Origin of the sequence: Qipengyuania rhodophyticola, from assembly GCF_042493225.1 — a bacterium.
In the GTDB taxonomy this organism is placed as follows: domain Bacteria; phylum Pseudomonadota; class Alphaproteobacteria; order Sphingomonadales; family Sphingomonadaceae; genus Erythrobacter.
In genome coordinates this window covers 601,472-626,293 of sequence record NZ_CP170454.1, presented here as the reverse complement: position 1 = coordinate 626,293, position 24,822 = coordinate 601,472, and the positions used below count along the sequence as shown (strand labels likewise).

The following is a 24,822-nucleotide window of genomic DNA, read 5'->3' as shown; positions in this document are numbered from 1 at the left end:
CGGCGATGCAAGCGATCGACTGTTCATATGCGTCGTCCTCTTGGGCATCTGTCGTTCGTAAAGCTCCCACAGACAGGGATTGAGCAGCGCGCTTTTCCTCCGGGCTGAACTGCGCCATTTGCTCAGGTCGTTCTCCGGGCCAATCTGACGAGCCAGGTGAACCGCATGCTGAAAACAGACCCACAATGCCAATAAGAGCCCAAGTGAGGGGTGTTGCATGGTTTTTCATAGTCCCCCACTTATGCCAAAATTGATTTGGCTCCAACCCCCAAAGCAGCTATCCACGCACCATGGGCCTGACCGCAAGAACCTCGAAAAAGAGATGGCTTTCGCCAGCCGCGCTGTTGGTTTTTTTCCTCGTAATTTTGTGGCTTGCTGGCGGCGCGTCCCGCGCTGATGTATTGGGGCAGCCCGTTGTGCGGCTGTCTTCTTGGGGTATTCTCGCGTTGAGCGCCCTCTTCTTACCCAAGCCCGATTGGGCAAGGATCCGCGTACCAGCACTGTTCTTGATCTGTGCGGCCAGCATTTTGCTTTTGCAACTCGTGCCGCTTCCGCCGGATTTGTGGCAGCGGCTGCCTGACCGTGCGGTCTATTCCGATGCCGCTTTTTTACTAGGTCTCGAACAACCTTGGCGGCCTTTGTCAATTTCGCCGTCGAGCACGATGAACGCTCTCGCCTCTCTGGTCGTTCCCGCCACTATTTTGATTTTGGCGAGCTATCTTTCAAGCGAGCAGCAATGGCGTGTGGTGATGGTTTTGCTCGGCATGGTGGTCTTGGGTGCGCTTATTGGGCTGCTTCAGTTTACTGGCCTAAGGTTCTCTAATCCCTTCTTGAACGCTACGCCGGGGTCAGTGTCTGGAAATTTGGCCAACCGCAATCATTTCGGCCTGTTTCTAGCGATCGGGTGCGCATTGTCATTGGTGTGGTCAACACGGTTGGAAGGCCAGCGCGCTATGAGCCTAATTGGGCTTGGCATATGCCTTCTCTTCGTGCTGCTGATTTTGGTGACCGGCTCGCGGGCGAGCCTCGGTCTTGGTCTGGCTGCGATCATCATGGGTTTGATTATTGCGCGTGCGCGCATCGCCGAGCAGCTGGCCAGTATCTCTAAGGCTTGGCGGATTGGCGTGTTGGGCGCGGGCGCTGCGGGGACAGGGCTCGTTTGGCTCATTATTCGTTCAGGTCGGGCGGCGTCGGTTGATCGTGCTTTGGCGGATGAATTTAGCGGTGATAGCCGGTCGGAACTATGGCAGGTCGTATTGATGATGACCGAAAGATATATGCCCTTCGGCACCGGTTTTGGTACGTTTGACCGTGCGTTTCGGTTGAGCGAGCCGGATGCGATGCTCCGCCCCCAATACTACAATCAGGCGCACAATGACTGGTTGCAGGCGATGCTAGAAGGTGGCCTGTTGGGGCTTGGACTGGTGGTAGGGTTGGTGCTCTGGTTCGTTTGGCGAGCCGCGTCCATTTGGGGGTCTGCTTGGCGCAAAAAGAGCGAGGCTCAAGCGCAGGGCATGCGCGTTGTTTTGGCTCAGCTTGGAACGGTGATTATCGCGTTGGTGATGGCCGCTAGCCTCATCGACTACCCGGCGCGCACGCCAATCATCATGGCAGTCTTAGCGCTTGCATCGGTTTGGATTTGCAAGCCAGCTGGCTCTGACTTACCTCAAGCCCGATCCGGGTAAAATGTACTCTTGACGCCCACACCTCAACTCACCGAAATATCAGGCGCATCTTCCTGTTTCATGCCGACTGTGTGATAGCCAGCATCCACATGGTGCACCTCGCCAGTGACGCCAGATGACAGGTCCGACAGGAAATAGAGCCCTGATCCGCCAACATCATCAATCGTCACAGTGCGGCGCAGCGGCGCGTTGTATTCATTCCATTTAAGGATGTAGCGGAAGTCGCCAATCCCGCTCGCCGCGAGCGTCTTGATTGGCCCCGCGCTAATCGCGTTCACCCGGATATTGTCCGGCCCTAAATCATTGGCGAGATATTGGACGCTGGTCTCCAATGCAGCCTTAGCCACGCCCATGACATTGTAATGCGGGATGACCTTTTCTGCGCCGTAATAGGTCAGTGTCAGGATCGATCCGCCGCCAGTGCCAGTCTCGGCATCATAGGCTGGCATCATCTCCGCAGCGCGCTTCGCCACTGCGACCAGCGAATAGGCCGAGATGTTCATCGTCTTGAGGAAATTATCAAGGCTGGTGTCGACATATTTGCCGCGCAGCTCTGCTTTGTCGGAAAAGCCGATGGCGTGGACCACAAAGTCGAGGCTGTCCCAGCGGCTCTTCAGCGTCTCAAACGCGCTATCGAGCGCGCTCATATCAGAGACATCGCACTCAAAAGTGAAATCGCTGCCTAGCTCCCCGGCGAGCGGCTCAACGCGCTTCTTCAGTGCATCGCCCTGATAGGAAAAGGCAAGCTCAGCGCCTTCAGCAGCCAGTTTCTTAGCGATGCCCCAGGCCAGCGACTTATCATTCGCCAGCCCCATGATGAGCCCGCGTTTTCCCGCCATCAAACCGCTCATGCCTTACGCTCCTTACTCATATTCAACTGGCCAACTCGTCTGCTTCTTCAGCACCAGCAGCTCCCGCAAGCGCTGCGTTCAGCTCTGCGCCGATAACCGTGCCTAGTCCAACAAGCCAGAAAAAGAATAGCGTTATCATGATCCCAGCCAGGCTCCCGTATGTCAGGCTGTAACTGAAAAACTCGCGCAAAACGATGGGCAGAAGCGTGGCTGCGATGATCCACCACAGCGTTGTAAAAAACGCACCGGGCCATTTCGGATATTGCCTGCCGCGATACTCTGGGGGTGTGAGCAGCAAGAAGATCATAAACAGCGAGCCGAACAGTCCAAACGCGGGGGCAATGCGCGACAAATGCATCTCAGCCGCCTCCCCCATTAATTGAGGGTATGCCGCATCAATCATTTGCTGGGCCATGCCAATGCCAATCTGCACGAACAAGGACAGCACAAGGAGCAGGGCCGCGCCCAGAATGACGCCAGTTGAAAATAAGCGATCAACCCAGAAGGCGCGCGCAGGCTTTGTGCGATAAGCGCGGCGCAAGATGTCACGAACGGTCTCGATCAAGCTGCTCGCGGTCCATAGCGCCACAGCGGCGCCGGCCCATAAGAGCCAGCCAGATCGCGCATTGATCGCGTCATAAGCCACCGGCTCGATGACGTCTCTCGCCGTGGGCGGCAAAGCGACCAGCACCGTATTGATTGTCATCGCGCGCTCGTTCGCCTCGCCAAAGGCAGAAAAGATAGCTGCACCCAAAATGAAGAAGGGAAAGATGGCGAACATCGACAAATAAGCGAGATTGCCAGCGTGGATGAAGCCATCCTCATAGGTGCCAACGATCGTGCGCTTGGCGACCCGCCAGGCACGGGTCCCAGGGCCAATTTTGCTCGTGACGCGGCCGCGCAGACCCTCTTGTTCTGCGCCAGACATGTCAGCTCATTTGGCCGCGCGGGTCGCTGGTATCCTGCCAGCCATCAAGGCGCTTTTTCAGCTCATCCAGATCATCGGGCAGTTGAATTTCCAGGGTCACCAGCTGATCACCGCGCCCGCCGCTCTTCTTGGAAAAACCCTTGCCCTTCAGGCGCAAGACCGTGCCGCCATGCGTGCCGGACTTGATCGTCATCATAACCACGCCATCGACGGTGGGGACTTTGACTTTGGCACCATTGACCGCCTCATCTAGAGTAATAGGCAAATCAAAGCGCACATTGTCCCCGTCGCGCCGATAGAGGCTGTGGCTATCGATCTCGATCGTCACCAGACCATCGCCCGCGCCGCCGGGCCCAGCCTCGCCTTTGCCCTTGAGGCGCATTTGCGTGCCGCTTTCAACGCCCTTGGGCAGTTTCAGGTCAATAGTCTTGCCATCGGCCAGAGTGATCCGCTGATCCGTTAGCGTTGCTGCCTCGACAAATGGAACGCGCAATCGGTAGCCAATGTCAGCGCCTTTGGGTGGAGGTTGGCGGCGTTGTTGGCGTCCGCCGCCAAATGGCCCGCCGCCACCGCGCGAACGTCCGCCAAACAGGCCTTCAAAGATATCGCCAAGGTCAACGTCATCGCCGCCAAAGCCCTGCATGTTTTCAGGCCGAAAGCCGCCGCCACCTGCGCCTCCGCCGAAACCCCCTCCGCCAAAGCCGCCACCAAACGGATTTGCTGGATTGCCTTCTGCATCGATTTCGCCGCGATCAAACTGCGCGCGCTTGTCCTTGTCAGACAAAAGGTCATACGCCTTGGTGACGTCGGAAAAACGCTCCGCAGCCTTGGGATTGTCCTTATTGCGGTCAGGGTGCAGCTCTTTGGCGAGCTTGCGATAAGCGCTCTTCACATCCTTTTCAGATGCGGTGCGCGCGACGCCAAGAGTGGAATAAGGATCAGACATTGTGTGTTAGCTAAGTGTAACAGTGGCTGAGCGCAAGTTCCATGCTTTCCCAGCATCATAGTTGCGGTTAGAGAGCAGAGCTATGGATACCATCAGTCAGATACCCAGCAGCGATCCCTTTGCCTTGTTTGAGGAATGGTTTGTCGAGGCGAAAGCGAGCGAGCCGAATGATCCCAACGCAATGGCGCTCGCCACCGCGACGCCGGACGGCGCGCCGTCGGTGCGGATGGTCCTACTGAAAGGGCATGGGAGCGATGGATTCGTCTTTTACACCAATGCTGAGAGCCGCAAAGGCGGCGAAATCCGCGCCAACATGCAGGCGGCTTTGCTGTTCCATTGGAAGAGCTTGCGCCGCCAGATCCGCATCGAAGGGCCGCTGGAAGAAGTGACGAGCGATGAGGCGAATGCCTATTTCCACTCGCGCGGGTTTTTAAGCCAAGTGGGTTCGGCGGCGTCCGATCAATCGCGCGCCCTGCCTGACCGCCAGACGTATGTGGACCGGGTTGCCGCGCTGGATGCCGAACATAAGGAAGCGGGTAAAGTGCCGCGTCCCAGCCATTGGACCGGCTTTCGCATGCGCCCGGTCGCTATGGAGTTCTGGCTTGATCGGCCAGGCCGTTTGCATGATCGGCGCAGGTTCACGCGCGCGGATGAAGGTTCGGCTTGGTCGAACACGCTACTTTACCCTTGATTTCACACGAACGCTTGAGGAAATCTGATGGCTCAAATCCCCTATTGGCATGTTGATGCCTTCGCTGACCGCCCCTTCACTGGCAATCAGGCGGCGGTGATGGTGCTCGACGAATGGCTCCCCGATGATGAGCTGGTCGCGATTGGCGAGGAGAACATGTTTGCCGAAACCGCTTTTGTCGTGCGCGATACGACGGGTGAGGCAGACTGGGAGCTGCGCTGGTGCACCCCGACCTATGAGATTGCGCTGTGCGGGCACGCGACCTTGGCAAGCGGGCATGTGCTGCTGAGCCGGGATGCCGAGGGGAAAAACAGCGAGAGGGTGACATTTCGGACGCGCAAGGCGGGCATTTTGGAGGTGCGGCGGGCTGATGCTGGCTATGAAGTCGGGCTGCCAGCAATCCTAACCGAGCCGCAAGCCTATCCAGAAGCGGTGGCTCTGCTTGGGGCTGAACCGCAGGAGGTGTGGCGCAATGACACGCTCTACAACATTTTCCTGTTTGAGAATGAGGCGCAGGTCCGCGCGCTTGACCCAGACTTGCGGGCGCTTGGCGAGTTCGGCGTGGAGCAATTTGCCTGCACAGCTCCGGGTGATAGCACTGACATTGTCAGCCGCGTTTTCGTGCCAGGAGCAGGCGTAGATGAGGATAGCGTGACCGGCTCTGCCCACGCTGCGCTCACGCCGTTCTGGGCGAATAAGCTTGGGCGTGAGAGCTTTACCGCACATCAGGCAAGCCAGCGCGGCGGCACTCTTACCTGCATGCTCGATGGTGATCGCGTGTGGCTCGGCGGGCCGTGCGCTACGGTGGTTGAGGGTGTGTTTAAGATTTAAGCTGGAATGGTGGCACTGGTTCGGCGAGCGAATGCGAGCCGGAAGCGCGACTGCGCGTCGGCCGTTAGGCCGGAAGCCAAGTGAGCGGACGCGAACGCCGGCGCTTGAGGCCAAACAAACAACCCCCCTACGGATATAACTCGAAAATATCCGCTACTTCGCCAAGCATCTTCACGCGCTCTTCCCTATTAGAATGCCCTAGCCGCACGACGGTCAATTTCTGCTCGGGCGAGACGATCACATATTGCCCCATATGGCCGATCATCGCGAAGACACTGTCCGGGGCGCGATCCGGGAATAAAGGGTGCGGTGTCTCGGCCTCTTCTCGTTTCCGGTTGAGCCAAGTCTGAAAACCGTAATGCGCCGAGGCTGGGCTAGGTGTCACCATTTGCTCGGCCCAGGCACGCGGCAGGATCTGCGTGCCCTTATAAGAACCCTTGTTGCGTAAAAACTCGCCAAAGCGGGCCCAGTCGCGTGCGCTCGCATGCATCAAGCTGCCGCCGATAAATGTGCCTGCTGCATCAAATTCGGGGACGATAGTGGTCATTTCCAGAGGTTCAAACAAGCGCGCGTGCAAATAGTCCGCAACCGCTTTGCGGCGCGCCTCCGGCTCATCGCTCTCGGTTAATGCGCGGGCCGCGATGTCCGCCAAGATGACGCTGGTGTTAGAGGAATACTCAAATTTCGCACCCGGCTCGGCTTCAAGTGGCTGCTCCTTCGCCCAGCGCGCCATATCGCTGCGTCCGTCGAGAAACAGCATGCGCACCTCAGAGCTTTCATAAGGCGGACTGCCCGCTTCGGTATGTTCAAGGCCGGAGCGCATTTGCAGCAAATGCCGCAAGGTGATCTCTGAGCGCGCATCGCCCGTGCGCTGCCAGCGCGGCACTGGCGCAGGCTCATCAAGGCTCAGCTTACCATCGGAAATGAGCAGGCCAATGAGCGCTGCAGTGACGGTCTTGGCCATGGACCAGCTGATGTGGCGCGTATCGGCATCATAGCCTGCGCTATAACGCTCCGCGATAATCTCACCCTCACGCATCACCAGAACCGCGCGGGTTTCGCCAACGCCCTCGGCGGTGAAAATATCGTCCACGGCGCGGGCCAAGGTCTCGCGTGCAGTTCCCGGCTCTGGCCCAATCGCGGCCATCGCATCTTCTGTGAGCGGGGTTGGTTCACTCGGTGGAGCTTCGCTGCATGCGCTCAGGGTTGCCGCGAGGGCCAAGGCAGGGATAAGGGGCGTGGACGAAAAGTGAGGCCGCAATTTCATGCGGCGTCACTCGCATGGAGATTCCCAGTTTGGCAACGGTAAAGTCATCATCCTCTAAGCCGCGCCGTGCGCGGCGCTGGCCATGGGCGGTGCTCGTGATCTTTTTCGCAGCTGCCGCCGTCTGGTGGGCTTACGGCGATACTATTCGCGGCACTGCCAAGGTCGGCACAGCCTATGCTGCGCGCGTAGGGTGCTCATGCAACTTCGTGGCAGGCCGCAGCCTTGATGATTGCGCCAAGGACAAGCTGGCGGGCATGGAGCTAATCAGCTTGTCGCGCGATGCCGAGGCGAAAAGTGTCACCGCAACTATGGCGCTGATCGCCTCGGACACCGCGAGCTATCGCGAAGGCTATGGCTGCGTCTTGGAAGACCAGACGCCTTAAACGCGATTCGCTTAAGCGGCCTCAACCTGATCCGCGAGCGAGCATGTCGCATCAATCCAGCCGCCGCCGATCACACGTTCGCCTGCATAGATGACTGCCGCTTGCCCTGGCGCAACGCCAAGTTCGGGCTGCTCAAAGTGCAGCATGATCTGTGCGTTGTCACCCATGCCTCCTTCAACGGAAACCGGGATCGGCTTGGACAGGCTTCGCACTTTCGCCGTCAGAGGCGTGTCTGGCAGCGGTCCAATACGGTTGGTTTCGATGATCGTTGCAGAGGACACTGCCAGCATGCGGCGCGGGCCAACACGGACCTCGCGGCTGGGCGCATCAATACCAACGACATAGAGCGGCTGTGCTTGCCCGCCGATTTCAAGGCCGCGGCGCTGACCCACGGTATAGTGGATGACGCCCTTGTGTTGCCCCAAAGTCTCGCCCGTTTCCGCATGGACAATAGCGCCGGGAATGCCGCCTTCGGGCCGCATTTTCTCGACGATCTTGGCGTAATTGCCATCCGGGACAAAACAGATGTCCTGACTATCAGGTTTAGACGCGGTGCGCAGGCCAGACGCCTCGGCTAATTCGCGGACCTGCGCCTTGGGCATGCCGCCCAGAGGGAAGCGCAGATAATCCAGTTGAGCATCAGTGGTCGCATAAAGGAAATAGGATTGGTCGCGGGCCGGGTCATGCGCGCGGTGAAGCTCTGGGCCATCGCTGCCCATCACGCGGCGCACATAATGCCCCGTGGCGAGGCAATCTGCGCCAAGCTCGCGCGCCATTGTGAACAAATCAGTGAATTTAGGTCCCATATTACAGCGGATGCAGGGGACCGGCGTTCGGCCAGCGAGATATTCATCGGCAAACTGCTCAACCACATCTTCGCGAAATGCGCTTTCGTGATCGAAGACATAGTGCGCAATGCCCAAGGCATCGCATACAGCGCGCGCGTCACTAATGTCATCGCCGGCGCAGCACGCGCCCTTGCGCCCGGTTGCTGCGCCGTAATCATAAAGCTGCAAAGTGATGCCGATCACCTCGGCCCCGCTCGCCGCGGCTAGCGCTGCCACGACTGAGCTGTCGACGCCGCCAGACATAGCCACAACGATGCGCGCCTCACTCGCGGGCTTGCCCAAATCGAACAGCGCCGCAGCCTCGTCAGCGGGTAGGATCGGGTCTTTGATGATTGCACTCGTCATATCGAGAGCGCCCCTACACGCACTGAACGCACGTTTCCAGAAAACTTAGGCTGACAAATGCAGACCGCATCACATCTTCTGGCCTGTTAACCTATGTTCACAGTCTTTTTACCCAATGCGCCTAGCAAGGAGCCATGTTCGAGGGGCGCATCAAGCCAAAAGGCTACACCGAAGAGGGCGAAAGGCCAGTCCTGCGCGAGATGCGCTGGACGGATCTGGTCGCTCGTCTTGAAGCGAATCGGGATTACCGGGACGCTGATGATCAGCCGTGCGATGCAGGCTTTGCTAGTTTTAGCTCGCTGCGCGCGTTTGATGAGATAAGCCAGAACCTTACCGAAAAGAGCGTAGCTGTTAACCATGAAGTTTTAAGCCATGGAAAAGCCCCTGCGTTATCTAACGGTCAACCCGCCAAATCAGCGGACAAAAGCGACCGAGAGAAAATATGATCGAGAATCAGGATATCCGTCCAGCACAAGTCATTGGCCCCTTGGGCGAGCCATTGTCTCTGGATGATCTGCCTCCACCGGAGACGAAGCGTTGGGTTGTCCGCCGCAAAGCTGAAGTGGTGGCTGCGGTCAATGGCGGTTTGCTGACGATCGATGAGGTTCTTGAGCGCTACACATTGACGCTCGAAGAATTTGCCTCTTGGCAGCGCGCGGTCGACCGCTCCGGTATGCAGGGTCTGCGCGTCACGCGCATTCAGCACTATCGCGATTTGTACGAGCGCCAGTTCAAGTACTAGGCTCGCAGAGCTAGCTAGGCTGGGCGAAAAGACATAATCCGACATTCTAAAGCGGCTCGCACTATGTGTGGGCCGCTTTGCCATTGGCCTTTTGCGAAAAACCCCGTATTTGCCCGTGCATAGCCTGACGCTCTCGCGTCAGGGTTATGGATTTGAACGGGAGGAATATAAAATGGGTTGGATTGCTACAATTATTCTCGGCGGCATCGCGGGTTGGCTTGCCAGCATGGTGATGAACCGTGATGCTTCCATGGGCATTTTCTGGAACGTCGTTGTCGGTGTAATTGGTGGTTCCATCGGTAGCGCAGTTGGTAATTTCACAGGTTTTCTGACAACTGACAGCGGATGGATCATGTATCTCATCACGGCGACCATCGGCGCAGTCATTTTGCTGGGCATCGTCAATATGGTTCAGCGCGGCAAGGTGCGCTAATAGCATCGGGAAAGGACCTGCGCTATATATAGTGTGTCCTTTGAGCGAAGTTAGAAGGGGGGCGGTGTGCAAGAAGCGCGCCGCCCTTTTTCTTTGCGTGTTTCTTGCAGGAGCCCCGTGTAATTAGGCCGTTCGGCAGAATTACGCCCAGATGTTGCTTGTCCGCGCACTTTTGACGTCCGTCGAGATGCGGATTGCTTGGCGTTCATCGCAGGTCTAAGGCACTTCAGAGGTCTCTTGCGTGTAGTGCATTAGTCATGTAACACACTCTGGACCGAAGACCGAGGTTCAAGACTATGAATTACCAAAGCGATGTAACTGCAGAGCGCGCTGATGGCTTCTCCACCGTGGTGGATGGAGACGCACGTGATGATGCCCGCAGCCGCATTTGGCGCATCGCAATTGGCGCGATGGTGTTGCTGCTACTCGCTGCGATCGGCGTTTTTGCTTACCAGAAGTTCTTTGGCGCAGCGACGCCTGCAGGCGATGATGAGGGCCAAAACCCGGTCGTAACAGTGATCTCGCCGGACGCAGAGACCGTGCAGGGACAGATTTCAGCCACTGGCTCAATCGCCGCTCGGCGCGAACTGCCCGTAGGCGTAGTGGGTGAAGGCGGACGCGTAGTTGCTGTACCAGTTGATGCTGGTGAGTGGGTGTCACAGGGCCAAGTGCTCGCAGTGATTGACCGCTCCGTACAAACTCAGCAGGCGCAAAGCGCGCAGGCACAGGTTCGGGTGGCCGAGGCTGATGCAGAGTTGGCACAGGCCAATCTTGATCGGTCTTTGCAGCTGGTTGATCGCGGTTTCGTATCGGCAGCGGACGTTGACCGGCTGACCGCGACCCGCGATGCCGCCGCGGCGCGTGTTCAAGTTGCCAAGGCGCAGGCTGCTGAGCTGCGGGCGCGCAATGCACGGCTCAATATTGTTGCGCCTGCGGCAGGGCTGGTTCTCGAGCGTAATGTTGAGCCTGGCCAAACCGCCAGCCCGGCGTCCGGACCGCTGTTCCGGATCGCTCGTGGCGGCGAAATGGAGCTGATGGCGCAGGTTAGCGAGGCAGAAATGGCCAGCCTATCCCCTGGCGTCGCGGCCACGGTTACTCCGGTCGGTTCGGCCAAGAGCTTCACCGGGCAAGTCTGGCAGATATCGCCAACTATTGACCCCCAAAGCCGCCAAGGCATGGCCCGCATCGCGCTGAGCTATGCGCCAGAACTGCGTCCCGGCGGATTTGCCAATGCGACGATCAATTCCGGCACTGTGGTTGCGCCAATGCTGCCGGAAAGTGCGATTCTCTCAGATGGCGATGGCAGCTTCGTTTATGTCGTGAGCGAGGACAGCAAGGCTGAACGCCGGCCTGTGAAGACGGGGCTTGTCACCTCCAACGGAATTGTCGTGACCGAAGGCCTCGACGGCTCCGAGCAAGTCGTGCTTCGCGCAGGCGGCTTCCTTACCGAAGGTGAGGCGATCGTCGCACGGGCGCAGGAAGAGGGCTGATAATCATGGATTTTCGCAATCTTTCCGCCTGGTCGATCCGCAATCCAGTTATCCCTCTGGTTGGGTTTACTGCGATTTTGCTCGCAGGGATCCTCAGTTTTATCCGGATGGATGTCGTCAACAATCCAGATATCGAATTTCCTGGCGTCAACGTAACCATTTCACAGCCTGGTGCTGCCCCGACAGAGATCGAGAACCAGATTACGCAGCAGGTTGAGGCAGCAATCCGTTCGCTCAATGGCGTGCGCAACATTTCCTCCACTGCACGCGAAGGCAGCTCCAACACTTTTGTTGAGTTTGAGCTGGGCATTGACCCCAATGTCGCGGTTGCCGAGGTCAAAAACGCTGTCGACAGTACGCGCGGTAACCTGCCTGATGGCATTCTTGAGCCGCGCGTAAACAAGGTCGAAATCGCGGGCGGCTTCCTCGGCATCTATGCGGTTGAAGCCAACGATATGACGATTGAGCAGCTCAGCTGGTTCATCGACGATACGGTGTCCAAGCGCTTGTTGGCGATTGAAGGTATGGCCGAGGCTGGCCGCTGGGGCGGGGTCGACCGCGAGATTGAAGTCATTCTGGATCTGCCGCGGATGCAGGCTCTTGGCGTAACCGCGAGCCAGATCAACCAAGTCCTGCGGCTCGACAATATTGATGCGGCAGGCGGCATGGCTGAGGTCGGCGGAACGCGGCAGTCTGTGCGGGTGCTGGGCAATACCGAAAGCGCTTATGAGCTGTCGCAGCGTCAGCTGCGCCTTGCCAATGGCACAGTTGTCAAACTCGCTGACGTGGCGCGCGTTCGCGATGGATTTTCTGAGCGTACTTCGATCGCCAAGGTCCGCGACAAGGAAGTGGTGAACTTCTTCATGTCGCGCGCGAAGGGCGCCTCTGACGTCACCGTCTATTACAAGGCGCTGGACGTTATTGCTGAGATTGAGGCCGAGAACCCTGGGGTGAAGATCATCCCGCTCTTCAACACCGTTAAATATACCGAGGATCAGTACACCAGCTCGATCTCGGCTATGGTTGAGGGCGCTGTTCTCGCCGTCGTTGTCGTATTCTTCTTCCTACGCGATTGGCGCGCGACGGTGATCTCGGCCATTGCCATTCCGCTCTCGGCCATCCCGACCTTCTGGTTTATGGATTTGATGGGCTTCAACCTTAACCAGATGTCGCTGCTAGCGCTTGGTCTGGTGGCGGGCGTCTTGGTCGATGATGCGATTGTGGAGATTGAGAATATCGTGCGCCATATGCGCATGGGCAAAACCGCCTATCAGGCCTCGATTGACGCTGCTGATGAAATTGGCTTGCCAGTGGTCGCGACATCTTTTTGTATTATTGCGGTGTTCTTCCCCGTTGGCCTGATGCCGGGGATTACGGGTCAATTCTTCAAAAACTTCGGCTTCACGGTCGTGATCGCGGTGTTGATGAGCCTTGCTGTCGCGCGGATGATCACTCCGATGCTGGCTGCTTACTTCCTGCGCGCAGAAGGGCACGCGGCGCATGGCGAGGGCAAGTGGATGGATCGCTATATGGCGGTGCTGCGCTGGTCGCTTGACCGCGGAAAAATGATGGCGCGCCGCGAGGGTGTGGAGGCGCCCAACCGCCGCTGGGCTTATGTGCTGAGCCTGTTTTTCGTATGCTTGCTTGTTTTGGCGGCTGCCGGTGCAGGTGTGTTTGGCGCATTCACGATTTTCGAGGAAGCCGCCATTCCGGCGATGCTTGCGGGCATGGTGTCTTCAAACGAAGGTGGCCTGCTGTGGAGCCTGATAGCCCGTCCAATCCAAATCCTGCAGCTTGCCGCCGTATGTGCCGCAGGTCTGGGTCTGCTGATCGGGGTGTTGTTCATTTTGCGCTTCGCCATGCGGCTGTTCGGCGAGCGAATTTCCCAGTCCTGGCAATATCTGGAGGCGCGTTTCTTCGACCACCGGGTCTGGATGCTCGGCATTGGTTACTTCGCGTTCCTGCTCACAGTCCTTTTGATGCAGCAAACACCGTTTCAGGTTTTTCCGGACACTGATGATGAGAACGTCCGGGTCGAGATCGAAATGGTCCCCGGAACGACCCTGGCGGGCACTGAACGCGTGACCGATCAGGTCTCTGATCTGCTGTATTCTCAGCAAGAGGTTGAACTCGCGCTAGAGCGCGTGCGTGAGGGCAATGCGAGCATGTTTGTCACGCTCAAGGAAGATCGCGAGCGCGCGTCCTTCGAATTTACGCGTGACCTTGCGCCAGAGCTGGCTCGCATCCCCGATGCCCGTGTAAGGTTCCAGAATGATAACGGCCCGGGCGGGCCTGGTTCGGGCCGAGACTTTACCGTTATGCTCGCGGGTTCTGACCCAGCTTTGCTCAATGCAACCGCTGCACAGGTCGTGGAGCAAATGAAGGGGCTTGATTCGCTGGTTGCCCCGCGGATCAATGCCGACATTCCGCGGCCGGAGATCATTATTCGGCCGCGCTCTGAGCTGCTTGCCGATTTGGGCGTTTCGACCGTTGCACTTAGCCAGACGATCCGCATCGCGACGATGGGCGAGATCGAGCAAAACTCGGCCAAATTCTCTTTGTCTGATCGCCAGGTCCCCATCGCGGTTCGCTTGCCAGCATCAGCGCGCGAAGATCTGACCACATTGGAAAATCTTCCCGTCCCCACCTCCTCAGGTGGTTCGGTGCCGCTCGGCACGATTGCTGATATCTCCTTTGGCTCAGGCCCCACGACTATTCAGCGGTACAATCAGAACCGCCGCGTGTTCGTCGGCGCTGACTTGGCGCAGGGTGTCCAGCGGGGCGATGCGACAGCACAGATTGAACAGCTCCCCATATTGCAGGACCTGCCAACGGGCGTGGTTCGCGATGCGGTGGGCGCAGAGGAGTTCGAGGCTGAGCTTGCTTCGAGTTTTACCACCGCGATTGTCTCCGGCGTGTTCCTGGTCTTTGCGGTGCTGGTCTTGCTCTACAAGCGTTTGATGAGCCCGCTGGTCAATATGACCTCGTTGGCACTCGCGCCGCTGGGCGGTATCTTCCTGGTCTGGCTAGTGGGTCAGCCACTCTCCATGCCAGTCCTGATTGGTATTCTTTTGCTCTTGGGCATCGTCTCGAAAAACTCCATCCTGCTAATCGATTTCGCGATTGAGGCGATGGATGCAGGTGTCGAGAAGTTTGAGGCGATTATGGACGCGGGCCACAAGCGGGCTCAGCCGATTGTGATGACCACGGTCGCCATGACGGCGGGCATGGTGCCAACCGCGCTTTCGCTATCGGGCGATGGCGCATGGCGTGCTCCGATGGGCACTGTTGTGATTGGCGGTCTGATTCTCTCGACCGTGCTGACCTTGTTGATCGTCCCGGCGGGCTTCAGCCTCGCGGATGGACTAGAGAAGCGCATGGGACCATGGATGCGCAAGCGCTTCCTTACTTATAAGCCTGGCGATGACACCCGCCCAATCTCCAAACCGGAGGGTGGGGCGGCTCCGGCCGAGTGAGCGAGCCTCTGACTGGTTCTCTTCAACCGCACGCGAACGTTTATGGCGGGGGAATCCTCACCATAGATAAGGCACGCCAGATGCGCCGCGCAGCCACCGGGTTGCTGGTGCTGATGGCGAGCATATTTATAGTGTCGGAGATTTATCTCGAGACACATCCAGCCTGGGGCTATGTCCATGCCTTCTCCGAGGCAGCTCTGGTTGGGGGGCTGGCTGATTGGTTTGCGGTGACCGCGCTTTTCCGCCATCCGCTGGGCATCAAGATCCCGCATACGGCGATCATCCCGGAAAACAAAGACCGTATCGCCGATACGATGGCGCAATTCCTCCGCGAGAACTTTCTCACGCCTGCCGTGGTGGCGCGGCGGATGAGCGGCATGAATGTCGCCAAAGCGGCAGGTACATACCTCTCTGAACCCACCGAGAGTGGCAGCTCGCGCATCCGCGCAGGCGCCGGAGAGCTGGTGGTGGAAGTGCTCGAATCGTTGGAGCCAGAGCGGCTGGGCGATCAGGTGCGAGGCGGGTTAGCTGCCGGGATCGAACGGCTCGATTTTGCCCCGCTGATGGGCCAGCTGCTTGATGCAATGATCGCTGATGGTCGCCACAAGCCACTCATTGATTCCATCATTCGCTGGTCTGGCCTGGTGCTGGAGGACAATGAAGAGATGGTGCGCGGCGTCATTCACGAGCGCGCCAATGCTCTACTGCGCTTTACCGGATTGGACGAGCGGCTTGCGAATTCCGTCCTCGATGGGCTGTACAAACTTCTGGCCGAGGTGCTGGTCGATCCCGAACATCCCTTGCGTGACAAGGTCGAGGAAGGCCTTCAGGATCTCGCAAGAGGCCTGCGCGAGGACCCGGAGCTGCGGGCAAAGGTCGAGAAGATGAAGAGCGAGATCATCAACAATCCCGCCGTTGCGGAATGGTGGCAGAGTGTGTGGGAGCGGATCCGGCGCAAGCTTATCGCGGTAATCCAAGGCGAGGGCGGCAGCGAGGAGCTTGCCAAGCTAACCGATGCTTTGGCCGAGATGGGCGAGGCGCTGCGCGATGATCCGCGTTTGCAAGCCCAAGTAAACCGCTTTGCCCGCCGCACCGCCGTGGGCGTCGCGACCCGCTATGGCGGCAACATTGTTCAACTGGTGTCAGAAACGGTGCGCCGCTGGGACGCGCAGACGGTGACGGACCGGATCGAAGGCGCGGTGGGCCGCGACCTTCAATTCATCCGCATCAATGGGACGATGGTCGGCGGCCTTGTCGGCGTGACCATTCATGTGCTGACGGGGCTGTTTAAGTAGGAACTCGCTGTTTGCGGGAGAAGCGCGCGCCCTTATCCAATACTATAGATGATCTGTGTCGCGTAATATGAGCGCATCGGCTGACTATTCTTGTCCAATGCGGGTTCGAATTTTGCATTTCGCATCGCCTCGCAAGCTGGCGATTCAAGTTCATCAACAGTCGTCGCATTTTCCAGCTCGCACTCGGCAACTGTGCCATCCTCATCGACAATGACCCGTAAGCGTATGATGCCCTGTTCGCCTTTGCGCAGCGCGTCGCTCGGGTAAGTTGCCTGGATTCGGCGTGCAATGGCGGCCTCATTTAGCCAGAATGGGAGACGCGTCGCGGATCTGTGCGCATCGGGACTAAGCCCCCAATCGCTCAACAGATCGAAGCTGCAATGAGTCAGTGCGGCGAGAGGCTTTGCCAAGTCGTCAGCAGCGAAATCAAGCACGCGCTTTCCAAGTTTCAACCGCACAAACTCAGCGCCAGCGCCGACACTTGGATCGGTAAGTGTGCGATAGACGCGCATCGCTTCTTCCGGATCTTTTGTCGCGTCGTCATCGATTTCGACAAGCGAAACGCCTGGGTAAATCAGCGCTGGCCCTAGATCATCCAGATCGCCAGCATAGGGTTGCTCATCCTGCTGTGGACCATCAAAGCCGAATTGCAATTTGACCCTTTTGCTACCTCTAAAACGTCGGACCTCAGATCCGCCGAGAACGAGCATTCGAGAACTGCCCGGAGCGCCTTGTTCGAAGAACAGCACGTGCTTGTTGCCGTCCCCTCCAAACACACGGGACAAGCGACATTTCTTCTCTGCGTAATCGAGATGCCAAGGGCTGCTTGGTTGCAGCACCACTGGCTCGGCGGCGCTCGCAGAAATTGGTGTGAATGATGTTGCGGTTAGCGCCAATGCTGCGCCCAGATAAGAAAAGCCCCTCATCCCGGCATAGTAGCGCGGGAGAGGGGCCAATCAATAGCACATTCGTCTAGGCTTAGAGCTTCTCCATCAGCTCCGGCACAGCCTTATACAGGTCCGCAACCAGGCCGATATCCGCGACTTGGAAAATCGGCGCATCCTCATCTTTATTGATAGCGATGATCGTTTTGGAATCTTTCATGCCTGCAAGGTGCTGAATCGCGCCGGAGATACCGATCGCGATATAGACCTCCGGTGCAACGATTTTGCCGGTTTGTCCGACCTGGTAATCGTTCGGCACATAGCCAGCATCGACTGCAGCGCGTGAGGCGCCGATGCCCGCGCCCAGCTTATCTGCCAGCGGCGTGATGACGCTTTCGAATGTTTCGCTGTCTTTCAGTGCGCGGCCGCCTGACACGATCACTTTTGCGCTGGTCAGCTCCGGGCGCTCGCTCTCGGCGATTTCTGCGCCGACAAAGCTCGAGATTCCAGCATCGCCTGCACCGGAGACGTCGGCGATGGCGGCTGAGCCGCCTTCAGCCGCGGCCTTTTCAAAAGCCGTGCCGCGCACAGTGATGACGAGTTTCGCATCCGAGCTTTCAACCGTTGCGATGGCATTGCCTGCATAGATCGGTCGGGTGAAAGTTTTCTCGCCCTCAACCGAAAGAATGTCGGAGATTTGCATCACGTCGAGCAGAGCAGCAACGCGGGGCGCAATATTCTTGCCCGTGGTCGTTGCGGGCGCGAGGAACGCATCGTGACTGCCCATGAGGTCGGCCACCATCGGCGCGACATTCTCAGCCAGCGCATTGGCATAAGCTGCATCATCAGCGAGATGCACCGTCGTAACGCCTGCGACTTTCGCGGCTTGCTCGGCCACACCGCGGCATCCGCTACCCGCGACCAGCGCGTGCACTTCGCCCAGCTTTGCAGCGGCGGTGACGACGCTCAGCGTAGCGTCCTTCATCTCTGAATTGTCGTGTTCGACCCAAACGAGAGTTTTCATGTCTGTTTTCCTAACTTGTCTGAGTGAACTTACGCGATACCGAGTGCTTTGATCTTGGCGACCAGAGCATCAACATCTTCGACCTTCTCACCAGCCTGACGCACAGGTGGTTCGGCGACATTGGTGGTGGTCAGGCGCGGCGCAATGTCGACCCCGAAATCAGCCGGCGCCTTGGTGTCGAGCGGCTTCTTCTTCGCCTTCATAATGTTCGGCAGCGAAGCATAGCGCGGCTCGTTCAGGCGCAAATCGGTGGTGACGATTGCGGGCAGTGTGAGCTTGACCGTTTCCAGACCTCCATCGACTTCGCGCTTCACCGTGACGCTGTCCCCCTCGACTTCGACGGTGTTTGCAAAAGTACCTTGCGGGCGGCCCATCAGGGCGGCGAGCATTTGACCGGTTTGGTTGCTGTCATCGCTGATTGATTGCTTGCCGAGCATGATCAGGCCAGGGCCTTCTTCCTCGGCAATAGCCTTGAGGATCTTGGCAACGGCGAGCGGCTCCACTTCCTCATCGGTTTCGACCAGGATCGCGCGATCTGCACCCATGGCGAGCGCGGTCCGCAGCGTTTCCTGAGCCTTTGCAGGACCAATAGACACCGCGATGATTTCTTCGGCCTTGCCCGCTTCCTTGATACGGATTGCCTCTTCCACGGCGATCTCATCAAACGGATTCATGCTCATTTTGACATTGGCCAAATCAACGCCCGAGCCATCGGCTTTGACGCGTGGTTTGACGTTATAATCGATCACCCGCTTAACGGGGACGAGGATTTTCATGGGTGCTTCCTTCCTCTTTGGATTTGTTGGCCACTGCCTAGCTTGCGTTTACGTAAACGTCAAGTTGAGCGAGCGGGCGAATCTTTTTTCACTTATCTGTCGAATTGCGGTCTCGCGCTACGTCTTTGTTACGTCAACCCTATGCTTGGTGGTACTATGCACTATTGTTGCAGGTGGGCGGACGTTCTGGATGGGAGACATGCCATGTTTGCAATTGGGCGGATGATTCGAATGGCCTTGGCGGCGGCCGCATTGGCCTCGACAGCTACAGCACGGGACACGGCGCCAGAAACGCGTCTGGGCGGGGAGGAATTTATCTCACCTCCTGCCGCCTTGGCGCAAATGGATTGGCTGGTGGGTCAGTGGCAGGGCGAAGGCATTCAGGGCGCCCCAGCTATGGAAAGCTGGCTTCCGCCAACTGGCGGGGTGATGGTTGGAACATTCGTGCAGGAAAGCGCGGACGGCGCGATTATGTTCACCGAGCATATGTATCTGATGCAAGAAGACGATACGCTTGTCCTGCGCCTGAAGCACTTCAACGCCGATCTTACTGGGTGGGAGGAGAAGGATGATATGCTCTCCTTCCGCTTGGTCGCAATTGAGGAATGTGCGGCCTATTTCAATGCACTGACTTTGCGCTGCGATGGGCCGGACGGATTGGTGGCTGCTGTGCGCATGAAAAGCGATAAGCCGGAGCCGCAGGAGCTGCTGTTTCGTTTTAGACGATCTACTAAGATTTGGCGCCCAGTTTCATATGCACCGAGCTGCGCGGAGGCTTATACTACGCTCGATATGAATGAGTGCTTGGCAGGGCTTTTAACCCAAGCCGACATGCGCCGTGCGCAATATCTCGCGAGCGCGCTTGAACGCCATACGGATCGGGCGGCGCTGACCACGAAGATTGCGGCGAGCGATGCAGCTTTCACGGCATACCGTGATGCAGAATGCGGTGCAGTCTATGAAGACTGGAAAGAGGGCAGCATTCGCGGAATAATGAGCCTTACTTGCCGTATCCATCTGACCGACAAGCGTACCACCGACATTTGGCAGAACTGGCTCACCTATCCAGACAGTACGCCGCCGCTTCTGCCTGAGCCAGAACCGACGCATTAGGCACTCTGGGCTAGGCGGGGCGCTGGTCCCACTGCTCATACGCGTCTGTCAGTTTGAGAAACTCCACGGCCGACGACGGCGCGGTTTTGAAACTGAGCGGCGCGCCGCTTGTCATTCCCGGCAAGATCTCTTGCGTGAAAAACTCCGCGAAAGGCGGAAAAGCGGCCGCATCTTCCAGCATTGGCGTCCGGATGTTGACCATCCCCTCAAGCCCGCCCGGCCTGGTGTAGACCCAGCTAAAGCATGCCTCGCAAAAATAGTGCTGTCCGGCCGAGTTGCAGCGTCCGACTGCTACATCGCCGCTCGATAACTGAAAGCGATCTTCCCGATAGAGCGCACTAAGCGAGAAAGGCCCAGCGGTCATCCGCTGGCACTCGGTGCAGTGGCAGGCGCTGGTCAATAATGGAGGACCAGAGACCTTAAAGCGGACTCGGCCGCAACGGCACTGTCCGCCATAATTGGTCACATCACGCCGCCTGTTTCACCTCAGCAACGATCTTCTTCGCGGCATCGCCCAGATCATCCGCAGGGACGATCGGCAGGCCGGAATTCGCGAGGATTTCCTTACCCTTGGCCACGTTGGTGCCTTCAAGCCGCACGACCAATGGTACGTCCAGCTCGACTTCCTTGGCTGCGACAACAATGCCTTCTGCGATAGTGTCGCAGCGCATAATGCCGCCGAAGATGTTGACCAGAATGCCTTCAACCGCCGGGTCTTTCAGGATAATCTTGAACGCAGCGGTCACCTTCTCTGTCGTTGCGCCGCCGCCCACATCGAGGAAGTTTGCCGGGAACGCGCCGTTCAGCTTGATGATGTCCATGGTCGCCATGGCCAGACCAGCGCCATTGACCATGCAGCCAATATTGCCGTCCAATTTTATGTAAGCGAGGTCATATTCACTTGCTTCGACTTCCGCCGGATCTTCCTCGGTTTCATCGCGCATCGCCTCAACCGCCGGGTGGCGATAGAGCGCATTGCCGTCAAAGCTCATCTTTGTGTCGAGCACTAGGAGGTCGCCGGTTTTCGTCTCAACCAGCGGATTGATCTCCAGCATCTCACCGTCGAGCGCCATAAACGCATCATAAAGCTTGCGAGCAAGTTTCTGTGCTTGCTTGTTCGTGTCACCGGTCAGCTTCAGTGCAAAGGCCACTGCGCGGCCATGATGCGGCATGAAGCCTTGTGCGGGATCAATCGTAATCGTCGTGATTTTTTCCGGCGTGTTATGCGCCACGTCTTCGATATCCATGCCGCCTTCGGTTGAGGCAACCATCGCCACTTGACCGCTTGCCCGGTCGACCAGCATGGCGAGGTAATATTCGCTTTCGATGTCGACTCCGTCAGTCACATAAAGACGGTTCACCTGCTTACCCTCATCGCCGGTCTGGATCGTCACCAGTGTATTGCCGAGCATTTCCTCGGCGTCCCTGCGAACGTCATCAATGCTATGCGCCAGACGAACGCCGCCTTTCGCATCAGGGCCGAGCTCTTTGAACTTGCCCTTGCCGCGTCCACCAGCGTGGATTTGTGCCTTCACAACATAAAGCGGGCCAGGCAGCTTTTCAGCCGCCGCCACTGCTTCTTCAACGGTCAGTGCAGCATGGCCGGTTGGAACAGCAATGCCGTGCTCGATGAGCAGTTCTTTCGCCTGATATTCATGAATGTTCATGGGTAACTTGGTCCTTCGCGCATCTACGCGTTTGAAGTGAGCTGTGATTCGATTACGCCGGAGCCGGCGGTTAAATGCGCATAAGCATGGTTCGGCGCGCTTGAAAAGTGGGCATTCGTCCGCCACTTCAATCAGCACGATTATGATAGATCACAAACGCCTTGAATCCATCGCCGCTGCGGCAGGTGAAATTGCATATGATTTATGGCCGGGTGCGGGAAATGCGGTAAAAAGCTGGGAGAAGGAGCCGGGCAGCCCGGTGAGCGACGCTGACCTTGCCGTTGATGCCTTTTTGAAGCGAGAGCTTGGCGCGCTACTGCCTTCGGCAGGGTGGCTATCGGAAGAGACCGCCGATGACCCAAGGCGACTTGAGAACGACCTCATCTGGCTGGTCGACCCAGTTGATGGCACGCGCGACTTCATTCGAGGGCGCAGCGGCTGGGCAGTATCGGTAGCCCTTATTAGCCAGGGCCGGCCACTGATCGGCATTTTGGCAGCACCCGCACGCGGTGAGATGTGGATTGCGCAGGCGGGCAAAGGCGCATCGCGCAATGGCACTGCTCTTGCTGCTTCCACGCGGCGGGAATTTAGCGGCGCCCGGGTGCCAATCGAGCAATTGCCCAAGGTGGATAGCGATCTGGTGTGCGTCGACAAACCTAACTCGATTGCTTTGCGGATTGCCATGGTGGCCGCAGACGAGGCCGATTTGCTCGCAACCATGCGCTGGGGCTTTGAATGGGATGTCGGGGCCGCCGCCCTAATAGCACGCGAAGCTGGGGCGGCCGTCACTGACGTGTTTGGCCGCAAGCTTGATTATAACAAGCGTGATCCGCGTGCTTTTGGTGTGCTGGCCTCAGCGCCGGGCATTCATGGGGCAGCGGTGGACCGCCTCGCGCAACGCGCGGCGGCCCTCGCTAAAAACCCTTAATTACCCTGCGCTGCCTGCGCCTCAGCAACATCTTGCTCATCAAATGGGATGATCTTGATTTCAACACGGCGGTTCAGCGAGCGGCCAAACTCGGTCGCATTGTCGCCTTTGAAATAGGCCGGATCCTCACCAAACCCTTGCGAGCGGATGCGCGAACTCGCCACGCCTTGGCTCACCAGATAGCTTGCGACCGCGCCTGCGCGCTGTTCCGACAGGCGCTGGTTGAACGCATCTGACCCAGTGCTGTCGGTATAACCATACACATCGACCAGGCTGTTGGGGTATTGCACCAGGCTGGCCGCGACATTGTCGAGCGTATTGCGGAAGGTTTGGTTGATCGTATAGCTGCCCGTTTCAAAGGTCACGCCATCAGGCAAATTGACGAGAATGGCCTCGCCATTGTCGACCTCGGTCACATCCACGCCGCTGCCTTGCGTGCTTTCCTTCAGCTCCTTGATTTGCTGATCCATGCGGTAGCCGACAAAACCGCCTGCCGCTGCGCCGCCAACAGCGCCAATAATGCGCCCGGTCTTGCCGCCAATAACGCCGCCCAGCAGCCCGCCCAAGACTGCGCCGCCAACTCCGCCGATTGCGGTACGCGATGCTTTTCGCTCACCCGTATTGGGGTCCGTCACACAGCCCTGCAGGCTTATAAGGGACACAGATGCCAGCGCCGCGACGATAATTTTGGGTGTTTTCATGGAAACAGTCCTCCGATTAAATTCTCATATTTCCAGCCAAATGGCTCAAGTTCGCGCACACAACGCCTCTCAATCAAAACAGTGCCTGAACATCGGGGCATTTCCAAGGCGAGGTGCGCTTTTCCTCGGTAGAGAGAGTGTAAACACTGGTTTCACGATTGAATTATGCTAGGCGGATAGCACTGTGACACCGTTTCCTTGGACTGACCTTCTCATCATCGCCGGCCTTATCGTGCTCAATGGCGTCTTTGCCATGTCCGAGCTGGCGATTGTTTCTGCGCGCACGGCGCGGCTCAAGGCTTCGGCTGAAAAGGGCACGAAAGGTGCGAAAATCGCACTGTCGCTGGCGGCAGACCCTGGCAAATTCCTCTCCACGGTGCAAATCGGGATTACCCTCATTGGTATTATAGCAGGCGCGTATTCCGGTGCGAGCCTGGGAACGCCGGTGGGGGAGCGGCTGGCTGCGATTGGCTTCCCAGCGGAATATGCTGAGCAAGCTGGCTTTGTCTCCGTAATCGCGCTGACCACGTATTTCAGCCTCGTGGTGGGCGAGCTGGTTCCCAAACAGGTCGCTTTGCGCGCAGCGGTGCCCATTGCTCTGGTGATGGCCGCTCCTATGGCTTTGCTCGCAAAAGTTGCTGCGCCGGTGGTGTGGGTGCTCGATGCCTCATCAGGATTGCTCATTCGCTTGCTTGGCGTGCGGCCCGGTGGGCAAAGCTCGCTATCCGCAGAAGAGCTGCAAGTGCTCTTTGCCGAGGCCACGCGCACCGGCGTAATTGAAACCGAGCAGCAGCAAATGCTGCAAGGGGTTGTGCGATTGGCGGAACGTCCGGTGCGCGAGATGATGACGCCGCGCAATCAATTGGACTGGCTTGATATCAATGCGGGGGAGGATGAAATCCGCGCGACGATTGAGCGGAGCGCGCACTCGCTGCTGCCGGTCGCGGATGGATCGCCAGACAAGATCCTCGGCATTGTAAAAGTACGCGAAGTCTTGGCGCGGCTGGTCGCGGGCAAGCCGATTGCACTCAAGAAAATCATGACCAAGGCTGAGATTGTCCCGGATCAGCTTGATGCGGTCGATGCGCTGCGCGTGTTGCAACAGGCGGGCACCGCGATGGCGATGGTGCATGATGAATATGGCCACCTTGATGGCATCGTCACACCGGTTGACCTGCTCACCGCGCTGGTTGGCGATTTTGCTAGCGATTCCGATCATGGAGAAGCGCCAGGCATGGTCGAGCGTGAGGATGGCACGCTGCTGATATCTGGCGCCTTGTCGGCGGATGTTCTCGCAGACCGACTGGGCCTCGAATATGGCGAGGACCGCGAATTTGGCACAGCGGCGGGCTTCGCGCTGGCTGTGCTCAAGAAGCTGCCAGCGGAAGGCGAGGCGTTCACCGAGCAAGGGTGGCGTTTTGAAGTCGCCAGCATGGATGGCCGCCGGATCGACAAGCTGATGGTGTGTGAGGAAGAAAAAAATGAACTAAGCTAGATGGCTTGGTCGCGGAGCACGGT

General features: G+C 58.1%; 24 protein-coding genes. 13 read left to right on the top strand and 11 right to left on the bottom strand.

Features of this window, described 5'->3' with window-relative positions:
* Nucleotides 1-446: 446 nt before the first annotated feature.
* Nucleotides 447-1,685, top strand: a complete 1,239-nt coding sequence (locus ACFCXQ_RS02900) for an O-antigen ligase family protein (protein ID WP_379552907.1) — start codon at nucleotides 447-449, stop codon at nucleotides 1,683-1,685.
* 23 nt (nucleotides 1,686-1,708) lie between these two features.
* On the opposite strand, the gene fabI is transcribed toward ACFCXQ_RS02900, so the two are convergent.
* Genes fabI through ACFCXQ_RS02885 form a run of 3 tightly spaced genes read right to left on the bottom strand, consistent with a single transcriptional unit; the run spans nucleotide 1,709 to nucleotide 4,410 of the window.
* Entirely contained in the window at nucleotides 1,709-2,536 is an 828-nt protein-coding gene (fabI, locus tag ACFCXQ_RS02895; protein ID WP_379552905.1) for an enoyl-ACP reductase FabI, read from the bottom strand.
* A 22-nt stretch (nucleotides 2,537-2,558) separates the two neighbouring features.
* Nucleotides 2,559-3,464, bottom strand: coding sequence for a YihY/virulence factor BrkB family protein (locus ACFCXQ_RS02890; RefSeq protein ID WP_379552903.1), 906 nt, complete (start codon nucleotides 3,462-3,464; stop codon nucleotides 2,559-2,561).
* 1 nt (nucleotide 3,465) lies between these two features.
* Nucleotides 3,466-4,410: a DnaJ C-terminal domain-containing protein gene (locus ACFCXQ_RS02885; RefSeq protein WP_379552901.1), complete on the bottom strand. Its 945-nt coding sequence runs from the start codon at nucleotides 4,408-4,410 to the stop codon at nucleotides 3,466-3,468.
* An 82-nt stretch (nucleotides 4,411-4,492) separates the two neighbouring features.
* Here ACFCXQ_RS02885 and pdxH point away from each other — a divergent pair, with 82 nt between their 5' ends.
* Both pdxH and ACFCXQ_RS02875 read left to right on the top strand, forming a co-directional pair.
* Nucleotides 4,493-5,101, top strand: a complete 609-nt coding sequence (gene pdxH / locus ACFCXQ_RS02880) for a pyridoxamine 5'-phosphate oxidase (protein WP_379552899.1) — start codon at nucleotides 4,493-4,495, stop codon at nucleotides 5,099-5,101.
* 27 nt (nucleotides 5,102-5,128) lie between these two features.
* Nucleotides 5,129-5,932 (top strand): PhzF family phenazine biosynthesis protein, encoded by an 804-nt coding sequence (locus ACFCXQ_RS02875; RefSeq protein WP_379552897.1) that lies wholly within the window; start codon nucleotides 5,129-5,131, stop codon nucleotides 5,930-5,932.
* 127 nt (nucleotides 5,933-6,059) lie between these two features.
* Here the strand turns inward: ACFCXQ_RS02875 and ACFCXQ_RS02870 are convergent, their stop codons facing one another.
* A complete protein-coding gene (locus ACFCXQ_RS02870) occupies nucleotides 6,060-7,199 on the bottom strand; it encodes a serine hydrolase domain-containing protein (RefSeq protein ID WP_379552895.1) in 1,140 nt (379 codons plus the stop codon).
* Nucleotides 7,200-7,294: 95 nt separating this feature from the next.
* Between ACFCXQ_RS02870 and ACFCXQ_RS02865 the strand changes: the two genes are divergently transcribed.
* On the top strand, nucleotides 7,295-7,582 hold the full coding sequence (locus tag ACFCXQ_RS02865; RefSeq protein WP_379552893.1) for a hypothetical protein: 288 nt from the start codon (nucleotides 7,295-7,297) through the stop codon (nucleotides 7,580-7,582).
* A gap of 11 nt (nucleotides 7,583-7,593) precedes the next feature.
* Here ACFCXQ_RS02865 and mnmA read toward each other — a convergent pair whose 3' ends face one another.
* The gene (mnmA, locus tag ACFCXQ_RS02860; protein ID WP_379552891.1) at nucleotides 7,594-8,775 is read right to left on the bottom strand and encodes a tRNA 2-thiouridine(34) synthase MnmA; all 1,182 of its coding nucleotides are present in this window, start codon (nucleotides 8,773-8,775) and stop codon (nucleotides 7,594-7,596) included.
* Between the two features lie 134 nt (nucleotides 8,776-8,909).
* Here mnmA and ACFCXQ_RS02855 point away from each other — a divergent pair, with 134 nt between their 5' ends.
* The 6 genes from ACFCXQ_RS02855 (at nucleotide 8,910) to ACFCXQ_RS02830 (ending at nucleotide 16,211) form a co-directional block, all read left to right on the top strand.
* Complete coding sequence (locus tag ACFCXQ_RS02855) at nucleotides 8,910-9,221, top strand: hypothetical protein (RefSeq protein ID WP_379552889.1); 312 nt, start codon at nucleotides 8,910-8,912, stop codon at nucleotides 9,219-9,221.
* Nucleotides 9,218-9,517 carry a DUF1153 domain-containing protein gene (locus tag ACFCXQ_RS02850; RefSeq protein ID WP_379552887.1) on the top strand — a complete coding sequence of 100 codons (300 nt, stop codon included), beginning with the start codon at nucleotides 9,218-9,220 and terminating at the stop codon, nucleotides 9,515-9,517. The genes ACFCXQ_RS02855 and ACFCXQ_RS02850 overlap by 4 nt, the downstream gene beginning before the upstream one ends.
* Nucleotides 9,518-9,689: 172 nt before the next feature.
* On the top strand, nucleotides 9,690-9,950 hold the full coding sequence (locus ACFCXQ_RS02845; RefSeq protein WP_379552885.1) for a GlsB/YeaQ/YmgE family stress response membrane protein: 261 nt from the start codon (nucleotides 9,690-9,692) through the stop codon (nucleotides 9,948-9,950).
* A 296-nt stretch (nucleotides 9,951-10,246) separates the two neighbouring features.
* Nucleotides 10,247-11,440 carry an efflux RND transporter periplasmic adaptor subunit gene (locus ACFCXQ_RS02840; protein ID WP_379552883.1) on the top strand — a complete coding sequence of 398 codons (1,194 nt, stop codon included), beginning with the start codon at nucleotides 10,247-10,249 and terminating at the stop codon, nucleotides 11,438-11,440.
* 5 nt (nucleotides 11,441-11,445) lie between these two features.
* The gene (locus tag ACFCXQ_RS02835) at nucleotides 11,446-14,916 is read left to right on the top strand and encodes an efflux RND transporter permease subunit (RefSeq protein WP_379552881.1); all 3,471 of its coding nucleotides are present in this window, start codon (nucleotides 11,446-11,448) and stop codon (nucleotides 14,914-14,916) included.
* Between the two features lie 80 nt (nucleotides 14,917-14,996).
* The gene (locus tag ACFCXQ_RS02830; protein WP_379552879.1) at nucleotides 14,997-16,211 is read left to right on the top strand and encodes a DUF445 domain-containing protein; all 1,215 of its coding nucleotides are present in this window, start codon (nucleotides 14,997-14,999) and stop codon (nucleotides 16,209-16,211) included.
* Between the two features lie 32 nt (nucleotides 16,212-16,243).
* Here ACFCXQ_RS02830 and ACFCXQ_RS02825 read toward each other — a convergent pair whose 3' ends face one another.
* The 3 genes from ACFCXQ_RS02825 to ACFCXQ_RS02815 are packed head-to-tail and all read right to left on the bottom strand — an operon-like array spanning nucleotide 16,244 to nucleotide 18,895.
* Nucleotides 16,244-17,137, bottom strand: coding sequence for an energy transducer TonB (locus tag ACFCXQ_RS02825; RefSeq protein WP_379552877.1), 894 nt, complete (start codon nucleotides 17,135-17,137; stop codon nucleotides 16,244-16,246).
* Nucleotides 17,138-17,189: 52 nt separating this feature from the next.
* Entirely contained in the window at nucleotides 17,190-18,119 is a 930-nt protein-coding gene (locus ACFCXQ_RS02820; protein WP_379552875.1) for an electron transfer flavoprotein subunit alpha/FixB family protein, read from the bottom strand.
* A gap of 29 nt (nucleotides 18,120-18,148) precedes the next feature.
* Nucleotides 18,149-18,895, bottom strand: a complete 747-nt coding sequence (locus ACFCXQ_RS02815; protein ID WP_379552873.1) for an electron transfer flavoprotein subunit beta/FixA family protein — start codon at nucleotides 18,893-18,895, stop codon at nucleotides 18,149-18,151.
* Nucleotides 18,896-19,099: 204 nt separating this feature from the next.
* On the opposite strand from ACFCXQ_RS02815, the gene ACFCXQ_RS02810 reads away from it, so the two are divergent.
* Nucleotides 19,100-20,008, top strand: a complete 909-nt coding sequence (locus ACFCXQ_RS02810; protein ID WP_379552871.1) for a DUF6265 family protein — start codon at nucleotides 19,100-19,102, stop codon at nucleotides 20,006-20,008.
* Between the two features lie 10 nt (nucleotides 20,009-20,018).
* On the opposite strand, the gene ACFCXQ_RS02805 is transcribed toward ACFCXQ_RS02810, so the two are convergent.
* Both ACFCXQ_RS02805 and sucC read right to left on the bottom strand, forming a co-directional pair.
* Nucleotides 20,019-20,474, bottom strand: a complete 456-nt coding sequence (locus ACFCXQ_RS02805) for a GFA family protein (RefSeq protein ID WP_379552869.1) — start codon at nucleotides 20,472-20,474, stop codon at nucleotides 20,019-20,021.
* 1 nt (nucleotide 20,475) lies between these two features.
* Complete coding sequence (sucC, locus tag ACFCXQ_RS02800; RefSeq protein ID WP_379552867.1) at nucleotides 20,476-21,675, bottom strand: ADP-forming succinate--CoA ligase subunit beta; 1,200 nt, start codon at nucleotides 21,673-21,675, stop codon at nucleotides 20,476-20,478.
* Between the two features lie 142 nt (nucleotides 21,676-21,817).
* Here sucC and ACFCXQ_RS02795 point away from each other — a divergent pair, with 142 nt between their 5' ends.
* Nucleotides 21,818-22,603 carry a 3'(2'),5'-bisphosphate nucleotidase CysQ gene (locus ACFCXQ_RS02795; protein ID WP_379552865.1) on the top strand — a complete coding sequence of 262 codons (786 nt, stop codon included), beginning with the start codon at nucleotides 21,818-21,820 and terminating at the stop codon, nucleotides 22,601-22,603.
* Here the strand turns inward: ACFCXQ_RS02795 and ACFCXQ_RS02790 are convergent.
* Entirely contained in the window at nucleotides 22,600-23,304 is a 705-nt protein-coding gene (locus ACFCXQ_RS02790; protein ID WP_379552863.1) for an OmpA family protein, read from the bottom strand. The genes ACFCXQ_RS02795 and ACFCXQ_RS02790 overlap by 4 nt on opposite strands.
* Before the next feature lie 184 nt (nucleotides 23,305-23,488).
* Here ACFCXQ_RS02790 and ACFCXQ_RS02785 point away from each other — a divergent pair, with 184 nt between their 5' ends.
* Nucleotides 23,489-24,799: a hemolysin family protein gene (locus ACFCXQ_RS02785; RefSeq protein WP_379552861.1), complete on the top strand. Its 1,311-nt coding sequence runs from the start codon at nucleotides 23,489-23,491 to the stop codon at nucleotides 24,797-24,799.
* Nucleotides 24,800-24,822 lie beyond the last annotated feature (23 nt).

Bases quoted from the DNA above. Each gene is read 5' to 3' on its own strand.
- fabI (WP_379552905.1), bottom strand. From the start codon at position 2,536: ATGAGCGGTTTGATGGCGGGAAAACGCGGGCTCATCATGGGGCTGGCG.
- ACFCXQ_RS02890 (WP_379552903.1), bottom strand. From the start codon at position 3,464: ATGTCTGGCGCAGAACAAGAGGGTCTGCGCGGCCGCGTCACGAGCAAA.
- ACFCXQ_RS02885 (WP_379552901.1), bottom strand. From the start codon at position 4,410: ATGTCTGATCCTTATTCCACTCTTGGCGTCGCGCGCACCGCATCTGAA.
- pdxH (WP_379552899.1), top strand. From the start codon at position 4,493: ATGGATACCATCAGTCAGATACCCAGCAGCGATCCCTTTGCCTTGTTT.
- ACFCXQ_RS02875 (WP_379552897.1), top strand. From the start codon at position 5,129: ATGGCTCAAATCCCCTATTGGCATGTTGATGCCTTCGCTGACCGCCCC.
- ACFCXQ_RS02870 (WP_379552895.1), bottom strand. From the start codon at position 7,199: ATGAAATTGCGGCCTCACTTTTCGTCCACGCCCCTTATCCCTGCCTTG.
- mnmA (WP_379552891.1), bottom strand. From the start codon at position 8,775: ATGACGAGTGCAATCATCAAAGACCCGATCCTACCCGCTGACGAGGCT.
- ACFCXQ_RS02855 (WP_379552889.1), top strand. From the start codon at position 8,910: ATGTTCGAGGGGCGCATCAAGCCAAAAGGCTACACCGAAGAGGGCGAA.
- ACFCXQ_RS02850 (WP_379552887.1), top strand. From the start codon at position 9,218: ATGATCGAGAATCAGGATATCCGTCCAGCACAAGTCATTGGCCCCTTG.
- ACFCXQ_RS02845 (WP_379552885.1), top strand. From the start codon at position 9,690: ATGGGTTGGATTGCTACAATTATTCTCGGCGGCATCGCGGGTTGGCTT.
- ACFCXQ_RS02840 (WP_379552883.1), top strand. From the start codon at position 10,247: ATGAATTACCAAAGCGATGTAACTGCAGAGCGCGCTGATGGCTTCTCC.
- ACFCXQ_RS02835 (WP_379552881.1), top strand. From the start codon at position 11,446: ATGGATTTTCGCAATCTTTCCGCCTGGTCGATCCGCAATCCAGTTATC.
- ACFCXQ_RS02830 (WP_379552879.1), top strand. From the start codon at position 14,997: ATGCGCCGCGCAGCCACCGGGTTGCTGGTGCTGATGGCGAGCATATTT.
- ACFCXQ_RS02825 (WP_379552877.1), bottom strand. From the start codon at position 17,137: ATGAGGGGCTTTTCTTATCTGGGCGCAGCATTGGCGCTAACCGCAACA.
- ACFCXQ_RS02820 (WP_379552875.1), bottom strand. From the start codon at position 18,119: ATGAAAACTCTCGTTTGGGTCGAACACGACAATTCAGAGATGAAGGAC.
- ACFCXQ_RS02815 (WP_379552873.1), bottom strand. From the start codon at position 18,895: ATGAAAATCCTCGTCCCCGTTAAGCGGGTGATCGATTATAACGTCAAA.
- ACFCXQ_RS02810 (WP_379552871.1), top strand. From the start codon at position 19,100: ATGTTTGCAATTGGGCGGATGATTCGAATGGCCTTGGCGGCGGCCGCA.
- sucC (WP_379552867.1), bottom strand. From the start codon at position 21,675: ATGAACATTCATGAATATCAGGCGAAAGAACTGCTCATCGAGCACGGC.
- ACFCXQ_RS02795 (WP_379552865.1), top strand. From the start codon at position 21,818: ATGATAGATCACAAACGCCTTGAATCCATCGCCGCTGCGGCAGGTGAA.
- ACFCXQ_RS02790 (WP_379552863.1), bottom strand. From the start codon at position 23,304: ATGAAAACACCCAAAATTATCGTCGCGGCGCTGGCATCTGTGTCCCTT.